This window comes from Kiritimatiellia bacterium, from assembly GCA_026417735.1.
In the GTDB taxonomy this organism is placed as follows: Bacteria; Verrucomicrobiota; Kiritimatiellia; order PWTM01; family PWTM01; genus CAACVY01.
In genome coordinates this window covers 468225-485750 of the sequence record JAOACR010000009.1, presented here as the reverse complement: position 1 = coordinate 485750, position 17526 = coordinate 468225, and the positions used below count along the sequence as shown (strand labels likewise).

Annotated in this window: 14 protein-coding genes and 1 tRNA gene; 7 read left to right on the top strand and 8 right to left on the bottom strand. The window is 67.1% G+C overall.

All coding sequences use genetic code 11. The features are described 5' to 3' along the window. The first annotated feature begins 58 nt into the window (after nt 1–58). Genes N2652_05655 through N2652_05645 form a run of 3 tightly spaced genes read left to right on the top strand, consistent with a single transcriptional unit; the run spans nt 59 to nt 4510 of the window. Nucleotides 59–1624 (top strand): sulfatase, encoded by a 1566-nt coding sequence (locus tag N2652_05655; GenBank protein ID MCX7818678.1) that lies wholly within the window; start codon nt 59–61, stop codon nt 1622–1624. Next, the gene (locus tag N2652_05650) at nt 1621–3135 is read left to right on the top strand and encodes a sulfatase (protein MCX7818677.1); all 1515 of its coding nucleotides are present in this window, start codon (nt 1621–1623) and stop codon (nt 3133–3135) included. The genes N2652_05655 and N2652_05650 overlap by 4 nt, the downstream gene beginning before the upstream one ends. 22 nt (nt 3136–3157) lie before the next feature. Further along, the gene (locus tag N2652_05645; protein ID MCX7818676.1) at nt 3158–4510 is read left to right on the top strand and encodes a sulfatase-like hydrolase/transferase; all 1353 of its coding nucleotides are present in this window, start codon (nt 3158–3160) and stop codon (nt 4508–4510) included. 57 nt (nt 4511–4567) lie between these two features. On the opposite strand, the gene N2652_05640 is transcribed toward N2652_05645, so the two are convergent. Together N2652_05640 and N2652_05635 are read right to left on the bottom strand one after the other, a co-directional pair. Continuing rightward, complete coding sequence (locus tag N2652_05640; protein ID MCX7818675.1) at nt 4568–6817, bottom strand: hypothetical protein; 2250 nt, start codon at nt 6815–6817, stop codon at nt 4568–4570. Further along, nucleotides 6801–8495 carry an alpha-L-fucosidase gene (locus N2652_05635; GenBank protein MCX7818674.1) on the bottom strand — a complete coding sequence of 565 codons (1695 nt, stop codon included), beginning with the start codon at nt 8493–8495 and terminating at the stop codon, nt 6801–6803. Before N2652_05635 ends, N2652_05640 begins: the two co-directional genes overlap by 17 nt. 167 nt (nt 8496–8662) lie before the next feature. Between N2652_05635 and N2652_05630 the strand changes: the two genes are divergently transcribed. Both N2652_05630 and N2652_05625 read left to right on the top strand, forming a co-directional pair. Further along, entirely contained in the window at nt 8663–9802 is a 1140-nt protein-coding gene (locus N2652_05630) for a PEP-CTERM sorting domain-containing protein (GenBank protein ID MCX7818673.1), read from the top strand. Nucleotides 9803–10349: 547 nt separating this feature from the next. Then, nucleotides 10350–10426 (top strand) — tRNA-Asp (locus tag N2652_05625). 23 nt (nt 10427–10449) lie between these two features. Here the strand turns inward: N2652_05625 and N2652_05620 are convergent. The 6 genes from N2652_05620 to N2652_05595 form a co-directional block, all read right to left on the bottom strand. Beyond that, the gene (locus N2652_05620) at nt 10450–11658 is read right to left on the bottom strand and encodes a glycosyltransferase family 4 protein (protein MCX7818672.1); all 1209 of its coding nucleotides are present in this window, start codon (nt 11656–11658) and stop codon (nt 10450–10452) included. Between the two features lie 9 nt (nt 11659–11667). Further along, entirely contained in the window at nt 11668–12309 is a 642-nt protein-coding gene (locus N2652_05615; GenBank protein MCX7818671.1) for a hypothetical protein, read from the bottom strand. 85 nt (nt 12310–12394) lie between these two features. Further along, on the bottom strand, nt 12395–12691 hold the full coding sequence (locus N2652_05610) for an acylphosphatase (protein MCX7818670.1): 297 nt from the start codon (nt 12689–12691) through the stop codon (nt 12395–12397). Then, nucleotides 12688–13989 carry a MiaB/RimO family radical SAM methylthiotransferase gene (locus N2652_05605; GenBank protein ID MCX7818669.1) on the bottom strand — a complete coding sequence of 434 codons (1302 nt, stop codon included), beginning with the start codon at nt 13987–13989 and terminating at the stop codon, nt 12688–12690. The genes N2652_05610 and N2652_05605 overlap by 4 nt, the downstream gene beginning before the upstream one ends. Continuing rightward, nucleotides 13986–14567, bottom strand: a complete 582-nt coding sequence (locus N2652_05600; protein ID MCX7818668.1) for a hypothetical protein — start codon at nt 14565–14567, stop codon at nt 13986–13988. The genes N2652_05605 and N2652_05600 overlap by 4 nt, the downstream gene beginning before the upstream one ends. Continuing rightward, nucleotides 14567–15364, bottom strand: coding sequence for a sel1 repeat family protein (locus N2652_05595; protein ID MCX7818667.1), 798 nt, complete (start codon nt 15362–15364; stop codon nt 14567–14569). The genes N2652_05600 and N2652_05595 overlap by 1 nt, the downstream gene beginning before the upstream one ends. Before the next feature lie 201 nt (nt 15365–15565). On the opposite strand from N2652_05595, the gene N2652_05590 reads away from it, so the two are divergent. Continuing rightward, complete coding sequence (locus N2652_05590; protein MCX7818666.1) at nt 15566–16201, top strand: TetR/AcrR family transcriptional regulator; 636 nt, start codon at nt 15566–15568, stop codon at nt 16199–16201. Beyond that, a complete protein-coding gene (locus N2652_05585; GenBank protein MCX7818665.1) occupies nt 16198–17511 on the top strand; it encodes a Gfo/Idh/MocA family oxidoreductase in 1314 nt (437 codons plus the stop codon). The genes N2652_05590 and N2652_05585 overlap by 4 nt, the downstream gene beginning before the upstream one ends. Nucleotides 17512–17526 lie beyond the last annotated feature (15 nt).

The window sequence follows — 17526 nt, the reverse complement described above, 5'->3', positions numbered from 1 at the left end:
AAACTGCGCGTAGTCACGCCGGCCGACTGCCGGCGAGCGCCGTCATGGAGGCGCGGCAATGGTCTCCCAACGATGGGTTGCGCTGCTGGCGGCGCTGGTGCTTCGCGCCGGCGCCGCGACGCCGGAGCAGCGACTGAACATCCTGTTCATCTTCGCGGACGATCACACGACCCAGGCGGTGAGCGCGTACGGGCATCCGTTGAAGCTGGTCGCGACGCCGAACATTGACCGGATCGCGCAAGGCGGCGTGTTATTTGAGCGGTGTCTGGTGCCGAACTCAATCTGCGGACCAAGCCGCGCCGCGCTGCTCACCGCAAAGTACAGCCACGCGAACGGATTCTATCGGAATGGAAACCGTTTTGACGGGTCGCAGACAACGTTTCCGAAACTGCTGCGCGCGGCGGGCTATCAGACGGCGGTGATCGGCAAATGGCATCTCGAAAGCGACCCGACCGGATTTGACCACTGGGAGATCCTGCCGGGACAGGGGGCATACTACAACCCGCCAATGATCCGCGACGGCGTGCGCGTCCGCCACGAGGGGTACACCACCGACATCATCACGGACCTCTCGCTGGAGTGGCTGCGGCGGCGCGACACCTCCCGGCCGTTTCTGCTGATGTGTCACCACAAGGCACCCCACCGCCCGTGGATGCCGGCGCTGCGGCATCTGGGCTGGAGCGGCGATCGCCGGTTTCCGGAACCGCCCACGTTGTTCGATGACTACCGCGGGCGGGGACGCCCGGAGCGTGAGCAGGACATGACGTTGCGCTCGACGTTCAATGATCTCGATGCGAAGTTGAAGCGTCCGGGCGAGCTGAACGAGGCGCAGGCGAAGGTGTGGGACGCGTACTACGAGCCCCGCAACCGGGCGTTTCGTGAGGCGAAGCTCGGGGGCGACGAACTCGTCCGCTGGCGATATCAGCGCTACATGCACGACTACCTCGGTTGCGTTCTCGCCGTGGACGAGGGGGTGGGGCGCCTGCTGGACTGGCTCGAGACGGAGGGACTGGCGGAGAACACCGTCGTCGTCTATTCCTCCGATCAGGGATTCTTCCTCGGCGAGCACGGATGGTTCGACAAGCGCTGGATCTATGAGGAGTCCCTGACGACGCCGCTGCTGGTGCGCGCGCCCGGTGTAGCGCGGGCAGGCAGCCGCTGCGGTGCGCTGGTCTCAGTGTTAGATCTCGCGCCGACATTGCTGGAGCTGGCCGGCGTGTCGGTGCCCGCGGATCTGCACGGCCGAAGTCTGGTGCCGCTGCTCCGCGGCGAAACGCCCGCCGACTGGCGAAAAAGTTTTTACTACCACTACTACGAATATCCGGGTCCCCATAGCGTCCGAAAGCACTACGGTGTGGTCACCGACCGGTACAAACTGTTCCACTTCTACGAGGCCGAGGTGAACGAGTGGCGGCTGATCGACCGACATAGTGACCCCGACGAGTTGCGGGACGTGTACGCGGACCCGGCCTACGCGGAGGTGCGCGAGCGGCTGCTCGTAGAGCTCCAGCGCCTTCGTACAGAGTTGCGCGTGCCGGAGGAAGATCCACCGGAGAGCCTTGCGCGCCCCGGAGCGGGGCGCGGGGGCGCGCGCCCGGCGGCGAAAGGAAGCGCCGTGGAATGAAGCGGATGAACTGCGTGATTTTCGTGCTTGGATCGCTGGCGGCGCTCGCGGCCGCGGCGCCGGGCGGCGCCCCTGAAGTGGGCGGAAGCGCGCCGCGCCGACCGAACGTGCTGATGATTGCGGCGGACGATCTGAACGACTGGATCGGACCGCTCGGTGGCCATCCGATGGTGAAAACGCCCAATCTTGACCGGCTCGCCGCCCGTGGCACAACCTTTTTGAATGCGCACATCCAGTCGCCACTGTGCAATCCCTCCCGCGCGAGCCTGATGCTGGGGCTGCGACCGTCGACGACGGGCATCTACGGACTGGAGCCGTGCTTTCGGGATGTGGAGGCCCTGCGCGAACGGGTGACGTTGCCGCAGCACTTTCGGGCGCACGGCTACCGAACCTTTACCGCCGGCAAGGTCTACCATCACGGTTTCGGAGGCCCGGCGCAGCGCGCAGCCGAGTTCGACGTGTGGGGGCCGCCAGCGGCCGTCGGCGCCAGACCCCCACAAAAGCTGGTTCCACCCACCCCGATGGGCAATCACCCGCTGATGGACTGGGGCTGTTTCCCGCACCGCGACGAGGACAAGGGCGACTATCAGCTGGCCAGCTGGGCGGTGCAACGTTTGCGCGAAATGCCAGCCGAACCGCCGTTTTTCCTCGCGGTGGGGTTTTTCCTCCCCCACGTGCCGTGCTATGCGACGGAACGATGGTTTGCGCTGTATCCCGACGATGAGTCGATCCTGCCGCCCGTGCGGCCGGAGGATCGTGCCGACTGTCCTGCCTTCTCCTGGTACCTGCACTGGCGGTTGCCCGAGCCACGGCTGCGATGGCTTCAGGAGAACCAGCAGTGGCGGAATCTCGTCCGCTCCTATCTGGCTTGCGTCAGCTTTCTCGATGCGCAGATCGGCCGTGTCGTCGATGCGCTGGACGCCTCCCCGCACGCGACCAACACGGTGATCGTGTTCTGGAGCGACAACGGGTATCACCTCGGTGAAAAGGCGATCTCTGGCAAGAACACGCTCTGGGAGCGCTCGACACGCGTGCCCCTCATTGTGGCGGGTCCCGGCGTGGCCGCCGGCGCCCGATGCCACCGGCCGGCCGAGCTCCTCGACCTGTATCCGACCCTAATCGAGCTGTGCGGGCTGACGCCGCGAAACGACCTGGAAGGGCACAGCCTGGTACCCCAGCTTCGCGATGCGAACGCGCCCCGCCTCGCACCCGCGATCACAACGCACAATCAGGGCAATCACGCGGTGCGCAGCGAGCGGTGGCGCTACATCCGCTATGCGGACGGCACCGAGGAGCTGTATGACATGCAGAGTGACCCTCACGAGTGGACGAACCTCGCCCACCATGCGCAAATGGCGGACGTGCTGGCGCAGCACCGGCGATGGCTGCCGCGCCTGGACGCGCCGCCGGCGCCCCGCAGCAGCGCTCGTGTGCTGACCTATGACCCCGCCACCGATGAGGCCGTTTGGGAGGGCGAGACGATCCATCGCGGCGACCCCGTGCCGGAGTGATCTGGGGAGCGCGTCGCCGTTGGTGCGTCGGGCGCAGACCTTCGCCGCGATCGCGCTGGTGCTGGGGGCGGCGACCGTGTCCGGCGCGGCCCAGCCGAACTTCCTGCTCATCCTCGCGGACGACCTCGGCTACGGTGACCTCTCCCTCCACGGTGCGCCGGATGTGCGCACCCCCAATCTCGACCGGCTCGCCACGGAAGGCATCCGTTTCTCCGCGATGCGGGCGAACGCGACCGTTTGCTCGCCCACCCGCGCCGCGATTCTGACCGGCCTATATCCGGACCGTGTCGGCGTACCGGGCGTGATCCGCTCGCAGCCGGCGGACTCCTGGGGGTGGTTCTCCCCCGGCGTGCCCACGCTGGCCGATCGCCTCCGCGAGCTCGGCTATCACACCGCGCTCGTCGGCAAGTGGCATCTGGGGCTTGAGTCGCCCAACCTGCCCAATGAGCGGGGGTTTGATCTGTTTCGTGGGTTTCTCGGTGACATGATGGACAGTTACACCCACCACCGTCGCCACGGGCTCAACTACATGCGTCACAACCGCGAGGTGGTGGATCCGCCCGGCCATGCGACCGACATCTTCACCGACTGGGCAGTCGCCTATCTTCGCGGCGATGGGCGCCCTGCCGACCGGCCGTTTTTTCTCTATCTGGCCTACAACGCACCGCACTTTCCGATCGAGCCACCACCCGAATGGCTGGAGCGCGTTCGCCGTCGCTGCATGGATCTGGACGTGAAGCGCGCGAAGAACGTTGCGTTGGTCGAGCACCTCGACGACGCCATCGGGCGGGTGCTGGCGGCGCTGCACGCGGTCGGGGCCGAGTCGAACACGCTGGTCGTCGCAACGTCCGATAATGGCGGCTCACTGCCACACGCGCAGTCGAACCGTCCCTGGCGGGGGGGAAAACAGGACCACTACGATGGCGGTCTCCGCGTGCCATTCCTGGCGCGGTGGCCTGCCGTGATCGCACCGGGAAGAGTGTCCGACTACGAGGGCCTAACGTTCGACGTCACACCGACATTTCTGGAGGCAGCCGGCGGGCGAGCGCCCGCCGAGCTAGACGCGGTGAGTTTGCTGCCGATTCTTCGCGGCGGCGCACCGCCCCGGGAACGGCGGGAGCTCTACTTTGTGCGGCGGGAAGGAGGGCCGCGGTATGGCGGCAAGAGCTATGAGGCACTCATTGCGGACGGCTGGAAGCTGATGCAGAACGATCCGTTTTCGCCGTGGGAGCTGTACAATCTGCGCGACGATCCGCAGGAGCAGACCGATCTTGCGGCCGCATGCCCCGAGGTGGTGCGGCGACTGTCGGAGGCGCTCCGTAACCACATCCGTCGCGGTGGCGCCGCGCCCTGGCAGCCCTCCGCCGTCCGTTGAACCAGGAGCGGCAGCGCCCGTCTGCCTCGCGCGCAGACGTTCCAGCGCCGACACCGCTCAAGGCCGCCAGCGGTACATCACGAGTTTCGCCTTCAGGTCATCCTCGATCAGTACGAGGTATTCGCCGTTGTGCCGGCGATGCGCCCGGAGACACTCACGGATGTCCTGCAAGCCGATCTGGCCGATCTCTGCCGGTGGCTCAAGGTGTCCGACGGATCGGCCGTCGTCCGCTCGAAGGACCTCCACGCGCCCCCAGCCAACGCGTTCGGATCTCGAGGCGCCCGTGTAGGCGACAAAGACATATTCACCTGCGACGTCGAAACTCATCGGCTCGCAGCTTTCGTGCCCACGACTGCCGGCCTGGTAGGGCAGCACGATCTGCCAGGTGGGCGCGGAGGTGGCACCACCGACCGACCATCGGTCATATCGAGCGAGAATCGGCCCCATCGGCTTCCAGTGCTGGTTCCGGTGCCCACCTCCGGTCCCGCCCAGAAACATCACGTCAGGCTCCGGCAGGTATCGCAGACGTTTGACCTCGTCGAACGCGCCAGGGTGGGGGTACGTTTCTGCGATCCGGTAACTCCAGCATGGATTGCCTGATTCATCGAATCCACGTAAGCGAAAGCGCCGAATTCCACTGCGCAGGGTGGCCAGCCACACGTCGCCCTGCATGTCTACCCACCAGCCGTCTGCGGGGGGCGCGGCGCGCTCGCCGGCCTCGTACTCGTCCGGGTCGAACCGCCCGTTCCCGTTTGCGTCGCGCCAGATCCATTCGCGGTCTCGTGGCTGGTGAGGCGGCCAACGGCCGTCGTGGACCGCTCGTTTCGCGAACAAACCCGAGGGAATCGCGGTCTCGGCCTCACCGAAGCGATAGACCTGCAGATGGTCTGCGGTCATGTCGTTCACAAAAAGCAGTCGGCGTCCTGCGAGACGGCGAACCCATGCGCCGGCCGACCAGATGTGCAGGCGCGGGTCGTCGGGAAACCGAAACCGGTCTACGGTGTAGGCGCAGTAGGTCCAGTCCCGGCCGGCAGTCCGGGTGTGGTCCAGCTCGAAACGTTCCTCCTTGGTGTACAGCTGCCGGTCGTCCTGCGGGTCGACGTCTGCCATGTCTACGAAACAGAGCCCAAACAAGCGCCATAAGGGCGAGCTGTCGGGTCCGTACGCTTCCAGCACCGTGCTGCCACCGCCGGTGCTGCCCTGATGCGCAACGTAGAGCACGCCCGCCGTATCGCAGGCGATTGCGCGGGGCCGGTTGAACTTGAGCGGTTCAATCCGGCCCGCCGGCTCCGCGTGGATACCTCCCAGCCGGCCAATCGCGCCCACCTGCCGGGGCGGGCGGCTGCACACATCCCAGACCAGGATCTGCTGGCGGGGGCCATCGTCGGCGACCAGCAGACGGCCGTTCGGGGCAAAGGCAATATCGGCAGGATCGGCGTCAGCCTCGAAGCACACCTTCGGTTCCCCCGCCCGGCCCTCTGCGGTCAGCGGCAGGACGGCGGGCGGCGCAGCACCCTCGCGTTCCTGCAGAACCCAGAGGGTCCCGTCCGGCGCCAGCGCGAGCGGCCCGGGCCGGTCAAAGGGCCACTCCGCGAGCCGGGCCATCGTCTCCGCGTCATATACCCGGATCGCCTTTGCATATGGGCAGCTGACGAAAAGATGCCGATCGGTCGCGGCGAGTCCGGCGATGTTCTGCGAACGCACCGCATTCGCCTTGGGGACCGACTGAACTTCATCGACGACAAGAAAAGCCGACTTCAGTGTTCCGCCGGCACCGCCCTTCGCGCCGGGAAACGGGGCTGCGGCGCGGATGTTCGACAGCGGCCGCCGGGACACCCCGATCCAGGAGAACCCCTTGGGCGGCCATGTCTGCGGCTCGCACAGATGACCGCCCTCGTTGCCCATGCGGCCGGCGATGAACAAGTATCGGGAGTTCGCCGCTACCGCATGGCCGCCCTCGTGGCCCCAACCATGCGTGTGGCCGGCGTGCCCCACCACCTCTCCATTGTGAAATTCCGTGCAGTTGCCCCCGCCTTCCTCCCACGGCACGTTCGAGAAGAGACGTCCGCCGGGCGCCAGCGCAAGATCGGCGATGTCCTGAGGCACCCATCGTTCCGCGCCGGCGTAGGTGTTGCCGATCCAGCCGGTCACTACCGGCAGCTTCGGAGAGCCGAAGGGCGGCGGGGCGGGCGCACGCGCGAGCGCGGCCGCGGCAGCGAGCACCGGCGCCAGTCGCCATCGGCCGGCGCTGGTCGCGATGCGGAAAGAAAAAAAGGCACCCGTACGCCGTTCAGCGGCCCGGCGCATGGAGTTCAAACTCGCGGATTGTCGGACCGTTCCGCCCGCGGGTGATCCGCAGCCGCACGACCTGTCCGGTGACCGCGGGGAAGGCCACTTCGAGTCGCGGGCCCACAGCGCCGCCGCGATGCACCACGCGCCAGTTCTCATTTTCACGAACCTGGATTTCAAACGCTTCGATCCGCGCCCCGTAGTCCACGCATTCGCGGATGACGGCACGATCGAAGACCTGTGGGCTCCCCAGATCCACCTCGAGCCAGCATTCCCCGACCGATGCGTCTGTGGCCCAGCGGGTGTGATCATCGCCATCCACCGCCTTGCTGGCGTGATAGTCGGGACTGTCGCGATAGACATTCGAGGCGCGGGCGGGGCGGCCTTCGGCGAGCGAGCCGCCGACGTTCGGCACCACGATCGGCTCGATCTCCATCGCGGGACGGTCCAATTCCAGCGCCACCGTCGTCGCAATCGGGTCTCGCTGCGGTGGCTCCGCGCTCAGCTGCACCCCCTCGGCGGTGGCCAGAACCTTCACCCCTCCGGCGCCGACTGTGCGGCTGGAGAGTACGCGCGCGGGCAATGGCGGCAGCCGCAGCGTGTCTTCGGGCCAGTCCAGCACGTGCAGATAGACGGTGCGGTCCCGTCGGGTGGAAACCACATGCCGGGCAGGTTTCCACGGGCCTCCGCGGGTGTGGTAGATCGCCTCTGCGCGCGGTTCGATCCATCGCCCCACTTCGCGCAATAGTTCCACCTGCCTCGGTTCGATCTCTCCGGTCGGCATCGGTCCAACGTTCATCAGTAGGTTGCCGTCCCCGCCGATCGTCCTCAGAAGAATTCGCACACACTCGGCAGCGGTTTTGAGCTGGTCGTTCGGTTTCCACGCCCACTGCCGCCCGACCGTCATGCAGGTTTCCCATGGGCGGTGCGTTTGAAAGGCGCCGATGCGCTGCTCCGGCGTGTCGTAGTCGCCCGCGCCGCCGCCGGCGCGATTATTTACGAGGATGTCCGGCTGCAGCGCGCGACAAAAACGGACGTTTCGCTCTCCCTCGGCCCGATCGAACTCCTGCGGCATGTCGAACCACATCGTCAGCAGCGGACCATAGCCTTCGATCAGCTCGCGAACCTGCGCCCTCAGATACTCGCGGTAGGCGGCAATGTCCGAGACGTCACGGCGGACCTTGCCGCCCGGGCTGGTGCGGGGAAAGGCCGGGTGATACCAATCGCAGACCGAGTAGTAGGTTCCAAAGGCAAGCCCACCGCGCCGGCAGGCATCTGCCAGTTCGCGGACCACATCCCGCCCGAACGGGGTTCGCATGATGTTGTAGTCGGTCTGACGCGTGGCCCACATGCAAAACCCATCATGGTGTTTGGTGGTGAAAACGACATAGCGCATGCCAGCGGCGCGGGCGGCGGCGACCCACGCGTCGGCGTTGAAGTTCGTGGGATTAAAGCGTTGATAGAGCTGATCGTATTCCTCCACTGGGACCTGAGCCCCGCGGGACCAGCCGATCTCCTGTCCCGTCAGGCTCACCGGGCCCCAATGGATGAACATGCCAAAACGCATCGCACGCCAGCGTTCCACCGCTGACGGATCGGGTTCCAAAGGAGCAGCGTCGGGCGCGAGCGCGGCAATGCTTGCACAAGTCCACCAAACGCTTCCGACCATCCATCGCAGGCTCTTCAGTGATTTCATCGCTGGTTCTCCCTGTGCTGGGCCTGTATAAACTGGCCACTCTGGCCACTGCAAGCCGCGCCCTCAGAATTATCATTTTCTAACAATTCGAACACTTGCGGTGCTGCGTTGTACAGGTTGACTATCGGCGGCGGTCGGGTGTAAGCATGTTTTGGGGGCAGACAACGATGAAGACGACGATCCGGGTGCTGTGGGCTGGGCTGATGGCGGGAGCAATCGTGGCGACTGCGGCGCCGATCACGCCGGGAAACCTGTTGGTGTACAGGGTGGATGGGAACGGCGCGCCGCTGGGCAGCGACGCGGCAATCGTGCGGATTGATGAGTATGACCTGGCGGGCAATCTGATTCAGACGTTTACGATGCCATCGGGCGGCAGCGGCACGCGTCTGACGGGCAGCGGCACGGCGACCTCGGAAGGTAAAATCACGGTCTCCCCCAACGGTCAGTATGTGGGCATTGTCGGCTACGATGCGGCGGAAAACGCGCCGTCGGTGATTACGACAATCAACCGGACCGTTGCGCGGATCAAGACTACGGACGGCAGTGTGGACCTCTCCACCACGGGGCCGCTCGGGGGGAACGACAACGCACGGGCGGCTGCGTTTGACGACACGGGAACACAGATCTGGGCAGCGCTGAACGGTGGAACCGGGACGGGACCGACGGCCCGCGGCATCCGATACCTGACGTTGGGCCAGACGACGACGGGGACGCTGCTGACCAACATCAACTCGCGCGGGGTCCGCATCTTTTCGGGTCAGCTGTATGAGTGGGGGGACGCGGCGGGCAACATGGGCGTGTATGCGGTCGGGACGGGCCTGCCGACCGCACCGCCAGCGCCGCCCGTCGCGCTGCCGGGAATCGGCGATGTGGACCTGGACACCTACGGATTCTACATGGCCGATCTGGACACCAGCGTGCCGGGCTATGACACGTTGTGGATGGCCCGCGACGCCACGGGCGTTTCAAAGTACTCCCTGGTGGGCGGCACGTGGACGCTGAACAATACCATTGATCCCGGCACGGTGTTCCACATTGACGGGATCCCGCGGGCGGGCGGAGTGATTCTCGCGATTGTGAACGGGAGCGCGGCCGGCAACACGGTGGAATATTTGTTCGACAACTCCGGCTACAACCAGCCGATGAGCGGCTCGTTCACAGTGCTGGCCACCGCCCCGTCGTTCAATGCATTCCGGGGCGTGGCATTTGTTGTGCCGGAGCCGGGAACGGTGGGGTTGTTGGCACTGGCGAGTACGGCGGTCGCCGTCGTGCGGCGGCGTCGTGTGGCGGCTGAGCCGGCCGAATAACAAAGGATTCCGGGGCGCCGGCGCGCCGGCCGGCGGAACCGAGTAGACTACCGGCGCGTTGATGGCCGCGCGGGCCAACGGCTCGCGCGGTCCTCGTTTTGCAGGACTCTCTGCAGGCGGGCGTCGGATCCGCAAACCGGCGCTGCAGATGTTAAGCGTCGCCGTGGACCACTGCCGAAGCGGAGGCAACTGGTCTTGTTGGGCCCGGCACATGGGGGAACAGCTGTGCGGGGAATCGACGGCCTTCTGGGCTGCGGCACCGTTATGTCCGCGGGGGTGAGCGAGGGATTCCGCAAATCGGGCGTGCATTTGGAGGACCGGCTCGCATGCTGCGCGCCAATGGCCCTTCGGCGGTCGCCCGCGCGATACGCTTCTCTGCGCACCTGCGCGCCGAGGTTGGCGCGGTAGATAGTGCGGTTGCTCCGGTGGCCGCACCGTCCCCAAGCTGTGGCTTAGCCCGGCCGCGTCTTCAAAATTCGCGTTGAAAAATTCAGTCCCCGGGATATGATAGAGATCCCTTCGCGCGATTGGCGAAGCCGCAGCGCGCGGGGACGTAGCTCAACTGGTTAGAGTACCAGATTGTCGATCTGGGTGTTGCGGGTTCAAGTCCCGTCGTCCCCGCCAGTTCACGGTGCAAAAAGACCGCCTCAGCAGGTGACCGACGCCATTGAGCTGGGGGGAGACGCGCGCCAGTGCCCAAGCTGCTCAATCGCTCTAAGTAGCCGTTCACGAAACCTCGCGGGGCTGAATTCGCGCTCGAACCGCTCGCGTGCCGCCGCCACAATGCGGGCAGACCGGTCGGCGTCGGCCAGGGCCGCGTCGAGCGCGGTGGCGAGCGCCGCGGGATCAGGATCGGCGAGCAGCGAGATTTCGTCGTCGAGCACCTGCGTGTGGGTCGGCACTCGCGTGGCGACGATTGGCCGGCCCGCTTGCAGGTACGTGTAGATTTTCATTGGAGGATTGCGGCCCCGGCAGCGGGGGCTGACCAGCACGTCGGCGAGCGAAAGGAACGCGGTCATTTCTGCAGGCGGCTGAGTGCCTGCGAACACGCAGACATCTCCGGCGCCCGACGCTTTCGCCAGAGCTTCCATTTCGCGGATCTGGTCGGGTCGGCCTCCGACCAGCACTACGCGAACGCCGTTCTGCGCGGAGGTCATGCGGCCGGCCGCACGCACCAGCAGGTCCACGCCCTGATAGGGCTCGAAATTGCCCGTGTAGACGACGCAGCGTGCCTCGCCAAGTCCCAGCCGCTTGCGCCAGCGGGCCGCGCCGGCCTCGTCCGGCACAAAGTGATCTGCCGCGGGCGCATCCGGCAGCACCAGAACCTGCGCGTGGGGGGCGATGCGGCGGACCTCCGCGGCGTGATCGGGACCGACGGTGATCACGAGCGCCGCGCTGCGCATCGCGGCCCGTTCCAGCCAGCGTGCCAGCGCCAGCGCAGGACCGCGCGTGGCGAACCCGCTGAACACCAGCTGCTCGGAGATCCAGGAATCCATCTGATAAACGAACGGCCGGTGCCGCAGCCGCGCTGGCACCCAGGCAAAGAGCCCCGCCTCCTCGACCGCCTGAATCGCATCGACGTTGCTGCGCAGGCACATCCGCAGTGCCCGCAGCGCGAACGGTACGTCGAGCAGAATCTTTGCCGCGGAGGGACCGATGCCGACATCGCTGATCCCCGGTACGCGCGCGGAGCGCCGCAGCTGCAGCCCGCTCATGGTGACATCCTCGCCGAACGGGTAGCAGAGCATTTCCACCTGGTGCCCCGCACCGGTGAGCGCGGCGAGGATGTTACGCGCTCGCAGCGGCGTGCCCCGTTCTCGCAGGAAGGGCTGCGGAGCGAGAAACAGAAGCCTCATCGCTGCGCATCAGCCGGCGGCCGGCGCCGGCGGAGGCGGCGCAACGGTGGGCTCCGAGGCCGGAGGCCCGCCGACCACCCGCCGGTAGGCCACCGCCAGACCGCAGGTCTGGAGTGGCATCGTCAGCACGACGCCAACGCCGCACAAGATAGCGCCCACCCCTGACACCGCCGAGAGCAACAGGATCCACGCCAGCAATGGCCAGAACACCGGCTTCACGAGCTCAAAGCTCCGCTGGACTGCCGGCCAGAAATCCAGGTTACGTTCGCCGATCAAAAAAACTGCAAACATGGTCGCGGTCACGATGCCGAGCACCGCCAGCGGGGCAAGCGGAGCCAGGATGCAGGTGAGCTGCAACAACAGTGAAACGAGCACGCTGGACAGGCCCACGGTGAGCACGAGCAGAAACGAGGGGAGAAATTTTGAGAAGCCGTTGAACACGTCGCCCACCGGTGGCGGGGTTTTGCCATCCACGAGCGCTAACACGATCATGCTCGCGCCCAGCCACAGTGGCCCCCAAAGAATACCCAGCGTCAAGCCGCCCAGCACGGCCAAAATCAGGTGTATGGCGACCAGCAGACCGAAATGCTTCTTGTAGAGTTCCCATGTCGTCCTTAGCCACCCCCCGATGTCCACGTTCGTTGCATTCATGCAGGTGCACCTCCGCGCCGCCGCCCGGAACTATACGCCGGCACTCCGCCCGCAGCAACGGTGTGGGCTCCAGCGGAGCTCGGACTCAACTGAAACGGATGCGGAAATCTGCGTAGCGACCGGTCGGCGGTGCGCGACCCAATTCTTCGCCGGTCACGTTCCGGTAGACGGGCATGCGGCGCACCGCATCCAGAAACGCGGTGAGCTCCGCCGGCTCACCTTCCGCGACAATCTCAACCGAGCCATCGGGAAGGTTCATCACATAGCCGGTGACGCGGAACCGACGCGCCACCTCAATCGTGGAATAGCGGAAGCCAACACCTTGGACGCGGCCCTGAACCCGCAGCCGCAGCGCACCCGTTGGGCTGGAAGAATCCTTCACTGTTGCTCCTCCCGCGGTTGGAGGGGATCTTCCGGTTGACCGATCAGCGAATGCGGTCCGGTCCAGGTGATTCTCACCAAGGCCAGGTCACCCAGCCGATGACGGGGGTCCTCAAAGAACACGATCCGGTCTTGCGGGGTCCGGCCCCGCCAGCGGCCGCGTCGTTCGTCGCGTCCGTCCACCAGCACCTCGACCACTTGGCCCAGCGCAGCGGCGTTCTGCTCGCGCTGAATGCGGGTCTGCAGCTCGTCGAGCCGACGCCGCCGTTCCTCTTTCACTGGCTCCGGTACGTCGTCTGGCCAGCGGCGCGCGGCGAGGGTGTCGGGGCGGGGCGAATAGCGTGCGACGTGGATCTTGTCGAATCGCATCTCCTCCACCAGGCGCACGGTGGCTTCAAACTGCGCGTCGCTCTCGCCGGGGAAGCCGACGATGAAGTCCGAGTGCACCGCTGCGCCGGGCAATCGCCGGCGGATACGCTCCACCGTGCGTCGGTACTCGTCGGCGGTGTAGCCGCGCCGCATCCGAGCGAGAATCTCATCATCACCCGACTGCGCAGGGATCTCAAAGTGCGGGCAAACCTTTGCGGTTTCGGCGACCGCCTCCAAGAGGCGATCGGTGAGAAACGACGGATGATTGGTGAGGAATCGCACACGGAGCACGTCCGTCCGCGCAACGTCGCGCAGAAGGTCGGCCAGGTCCCCTTCACCGGGGCGGTCAACACCGTACCGGTCCACAATCTGGCCCAGCAGCACCACCTCCCGCACCCCGCGCTCGACGAGCCGAACCACCTCGGCCAGCACCTCGTTGCGCGGCCGGCTGCGCTCGCGGCCGCGGCGGTACGGAATCACGCAGTAGGTACATGCGCGCGAGCAGCCGAGCACGACCGGCACGTTGGCCCGCACTGGCCCGGCCGCCGGCGCGGCACCCTCCGCGCATCCCTCGGCGGCCACTCCCACTGCCGCCAGCAGCGCGGACGGATCGGAGGGTGGCAGCAGAAAATCGACGCCGGGCAGCTCGCCGGCGAGCCGTCGGGCATCGCGCTCGCGGTGGCCGACCAGACAGCCCATCAGCGCGACCTGGCGCCCCGCGCGACGCCGTTTCCAGGCCAGCGCCTCGCGCAGTCGTGCGCGCACCCGATCTTCGGCCGACTGTCGCACCACGCAGGAGTTCAGGATCACCAGGTCCGCGTCGCGAGGGTCGTCACACGGTTGATGCCCGGCCGCGCGTAGCCGCTCGTCCAGCTGGCGCGCATCGGCCTCATTCATCTGGCAGCCGATGGTCCAGATGTGGAACTTCATGCCGACATTCCGTCGCGGCGGCGGGCCACCACGGGCGCGGGCAAGGCGCCGGCGGCACACACCGCGGTCTCCGGAAGATCTGCTTCAACAGTGCGGCCGAGCAGCCGAAACATCACGCGCACACGTTCCCGGCCCGGCAGCACGTCGGTGACCAACACCTGCAGGTTGGCCAGCGGTCCGTCCACGACCACTGCGGCGTCACCCGGCCGCAGCACGCGTTCCAGCGAGCGCGGCTGATTGTCGGAAAACAAGTCGCGAAGCTGTCGAATCGTCTCGTCCGGAACCTCCGCATAGGTGCTGCCAAATCTGACCACGCGGCGCACTTTCGGCATCGCGGCGACCGCCCGCAACGACGCGCCGCGCTCGAAACGCGCAAACAGGTAGCCCGGAAACAGCGCTTCGCACATCCACACCGGCCCACGTTTCGTCGGCCGGCGATAGCGGATGCGAGGGCAATAGGTTTCGAGGCCGAGCCGCCGCGAAAGATGTGCGGCCGCGATGTGTTCTGCGTGGACCTCCGCCTGCAGGCAGTGCCAGCGCGCACCGCCGCCGGACGCACTCGAACGGTCCATCCGCATCAGGGCAGTCCCCAGGCGCGAGCGCGGGCTGCCGCCTCGCGCGAAGCGTGGAACCGCTCCAGTGCCGACAACGCCCCGGCGAGCACTTCGCAGTTGCGACGGCCGACCTCATCGCCCGCGCGCGCCGCCAGCAAGCACCACACATAGGCCTCCCGCCGATCGGGCGGACCCCCCCGGCCCTCCGCGTGGAACCGCGCCAGTGCATTCATCGCGGCGGCCACGCCGTGCTGTGCCGCGCGCTCGTACCACATGCGCGCGTCCGCCGGCGCTGCGGGCAGGCCGATCCCCTCGTCCAACCAGCGGCCCCATTCGTATTGCGCTGCCGGGTCACCCGCCTCCGCAGCCCGCTTCCACCAGATCCGTGCCTCCGCAAGGTTCGTCGCGACGCCCTGTCCCCGTTCGTACGCCCGCGCCAGGCGCGCCATCGCGCCCGCGTGACCCGCCTCGGCCGCCCGCCGCCAAAGCGCCACCGCTTTGGCCGGATCTGCCTCGACACCCTCCCCCTCCATCAAACTGTCCGCCACGCGCACCATCGCACCCGCGTGTCCCGTCAGCGCTGCGCGCGCCCACCACTCCAGCGCCGCGCGGATGTCCCGTGCTGTCCCCCGGGCCGTCGCTAGCCGGTCGGCATACTCGACCTGTGCGCCGACGTCGCCCCGCTCGGCCGCGTCGCGCAGAATCGTCAGCTCAATCTCGTCGGCACCGCTCCGCGACGCGATGGCCGCCAGAACCGCGGCGCCCGCGCACACCCCCCGCGCCCCCGCGAATCCAACCTGCAGCCAACTGTACGATTTCATGGACGACGCCCCGCGCGTCCGGCATGCCCGCGACGCGCCCTCCAGTTTAGCAGCCTCCGCGCTGGCCAGCACGTCATATCGGACCCCAGCGCCCCCGTCAGACAGTTTTTCATACCAATCAGTATTTGAATTACATTCGTTTTCACGAATGCTCAACGACACGTTTTGACCAACACAGTACTCATAGGTATGATGACAGCCATGAGAGCGGCGCTCAGCCCGCGCGCACCGTCCCGCCGGTCGGCGGGCCGGCCGCAGCGCTTGGCGGAGGCCGCCTTCCTCCTCTTCGCAGAACGCGGATTCGACGGCGCGACTCTCGACGAGGTTGCCGCCGCGGCGGGCGTCACGAAGGGCAGCCTCTACTGTCACTTCGAAAACAAGCTCGATCTGATGCTCGCCGCCTGCCGGCACTATTACCGGTGCTGGGAGGCCGGCATTCACACGGCGATTGCGACCGCCCGCACGCCCGCGGAGCGACTCCGCCGCGCGCTGGTGTTCAGCGTCGCCTCCTGTGTCGCCGACCATCGCAACCGCCGCTTCACCACCGGCATCTTCATGCGCATGCAGCACGACGCGGCCATCCGGTCGAGCTGGGCGCAGTTTTACGCGTCGGTCCGCGAATTCTACATCGGGCTGGTCCGCGCCGCGCAGGCGGCCGGGGAACTGCCCCCCGGCGATGCGCGCCGGCAGGTGGACCTGATGCTGGAAGCAATGGAAGGGCTCAAAGTGCGCGCGGGATTCGAACCGGCCGTCGCGGAACCCTCCGAGCAGGCCGCCACCGTGGACGCGCTCTACGGCATCTTTGCGCGCCCTACTGAGGAGAGACCCCCGACATGACCTCGCCCGTTTGGTCCCGCCGCGCTGCGTTGCGAGCGCTCGGTGCGCTCGCCGCGCCCTCGATCGTGCCCTGTCGCGTGCTGGGCCGCGGCGGCGCGGTCGCTCCGAGCGAACGCATCGGCATCGCGGTGATCGGTGCCGGCGAACGTGGCCGCGGCCACGTGCAGGAGTTCGGTGGCTTCCCGGAGACGCGCATCGCGGCGATCTGCGACGTGGATATCCAGAAAGCCCGCTCGCTCCGGGACTGGGCCACCGTCCAGCGCCGCGTGGAGGCGGACTGCGCGGTGACCCAGGACTTCCGCGAGCTCATCGGCCACCCGGACGTGGATGCCGTCGCGATCGCGGCACCGGAACACTGGCATGCGTTCATCGCGATCGCCGCAATGCGGGCGGGCCGCGATGTCTACTGCGAAAAGGCGCTCGCGCGCACGGTCGCCGAGGGCCGCGCGATCTGTACCACCGTGCGCGAAACCGGCCGCGTGCTGCAGTCCGGCATGCAGCAGCGCTCCGATCCCCGGTTTCGGTTTGCGTGCGAGCTGGCGTTGAACGGACACCTCGGGCGACTGCACACCGTCACCGTCGCAGTGCCAGGCGGCCACCTGCGCCTCCGGGAGGGTGTCCGCGCGCTGCATCTGCCCGTTGCGCCACCGCCCCCCACGCTGGACTACGACCTCTGGCTCGGGCCGGCCCCCATGAAGCCTCACCGTCAAGGGATCTGCAGCTACTACTGGTACTTCTTCTCCGATTACTGCGCCGGCTGGATGCAAAGCTGGGGCGTGCACCATCTCGACATCGCTCTCTGGGGCGCGCCCTCCCTCGGCCGCGACCGCATCGCGGTCGAGGGCACCGCGGTGTTCCTCGAAGAGGGCGATCCCGACGTGCCATTCGGTTGGGACATCACCGTCACTGCCGCTGACGGCCTTCGACTGCGCTTCTATGATGACAGCCGTTCCCCCTACGGCCACGGTGTGCGGTTTGAGGGCGACCGCGGCTGGGTGCACGTCGTGCGCGGCGCAATCCGCGCAGAGCCCGCCGCGCTGCTCGAAACGGTGATCCGGCCGGACCAGACCCGGCTGCGTGTCTCGACCCACCACATCGGCGACTTTCTCCAGTGCATCCGTACGCGGCGCGAACCGGTTGCGCCGGCGGAGGCCTGCCAGGCGGCGACCACCCTCTCGCTGGTCTGCGACATCGCCGCACGCTGCGGTCGGCGGCTGACATGGGACTGGAACACCGAACGATTTGTCGGCGATCCCTCCGCCGATCGTCACCTCGCCCGCGCACCGCGTGCGCCGTGGACGCTGGGCTAGAACCGGGGCATCTCC

Coding starts and splice junctions, on each gene's coding strand:
- N2652_05655 (MCX7818678.1), top strand. CDS start 59: ATGGTCTCCCAACGATGGGTTGCGCTGCTGGCGGCGCTGGTGCTTCGC.
- N2652_05650 (MCX7818677.1), top strand. CDS start 1,621: ATGAAGCGGATGAACTGCGTGATTTTCGTGCTTGGATCGCTGGCGGCG.
- N2652_05640 (MCX7818675.1), bottom strand. CDS start 6,817: ATGCGCCGGGCCGCTGAACGGCGTACGGGTGCCTTTTTTTCTTTCCGC.
- N2652_05635 (MCX7818674.1), bottom strand. CDS start 8,495: ATGAAATCACTGAAGAGCCTGCGATGGATGGTCGGAAGCGTTTGGTGG.
- N2652_05630 (MCX7818673.1), top strand. CDS start 8,663: ATGAAGACGACGATCCGGGTGCTGTGGGCTGGGCTGATGGCGGGAGCA.
- N2652_05620 (MCX7818672.1), bottom strand. CDS start 11,658: ATGAGGCTTCTGTTTCTCGCTCCGCAGCCCTTCCTGCGAGAACGGGGC.
- N2652_05615 (MCX7818671.1), bottom strand. CDS start 12,309: ATGAATGCAACGAACGTGGACATCGGGGGGTGGCTAAGGACGACATGG.
- N2652_05605 (MCX7818669.1), bottom strand. CDS start 13,989: ATGAAGTTCCACATCTGGACCATCGGCTGCCAGATGAATGAGGCCGAT.
- N2652_05600 (MCX7818668.1), bottom strand. CDS start 14,567: ATGCGGATGGACCGTTCGAGTGCGTCCGGCGGCGGTGCGCGCTGGCAC.
- N2652_05595 (MCX7818667.1), bottom strand. CDS start 15,364: ATGAAATCGTACAGTTGGCTGCAGGTTGGATTCGCGGGGGCGCGGGGG.
- N2652_05590 (MCX7818666.1), top strand. CDS start 15,566: ATGAGAGCGGCGCTCAGCCCGCGCGCACCGTCCCGCCGGTCGGCGGGC.
- N2652_05585 (MCX7818665.1), top strand. CDS start 16,198: ATGACCTCGCCCGTTTGGTCCCGCCGCGCTGCGTTGCGAGCGCTCGGT.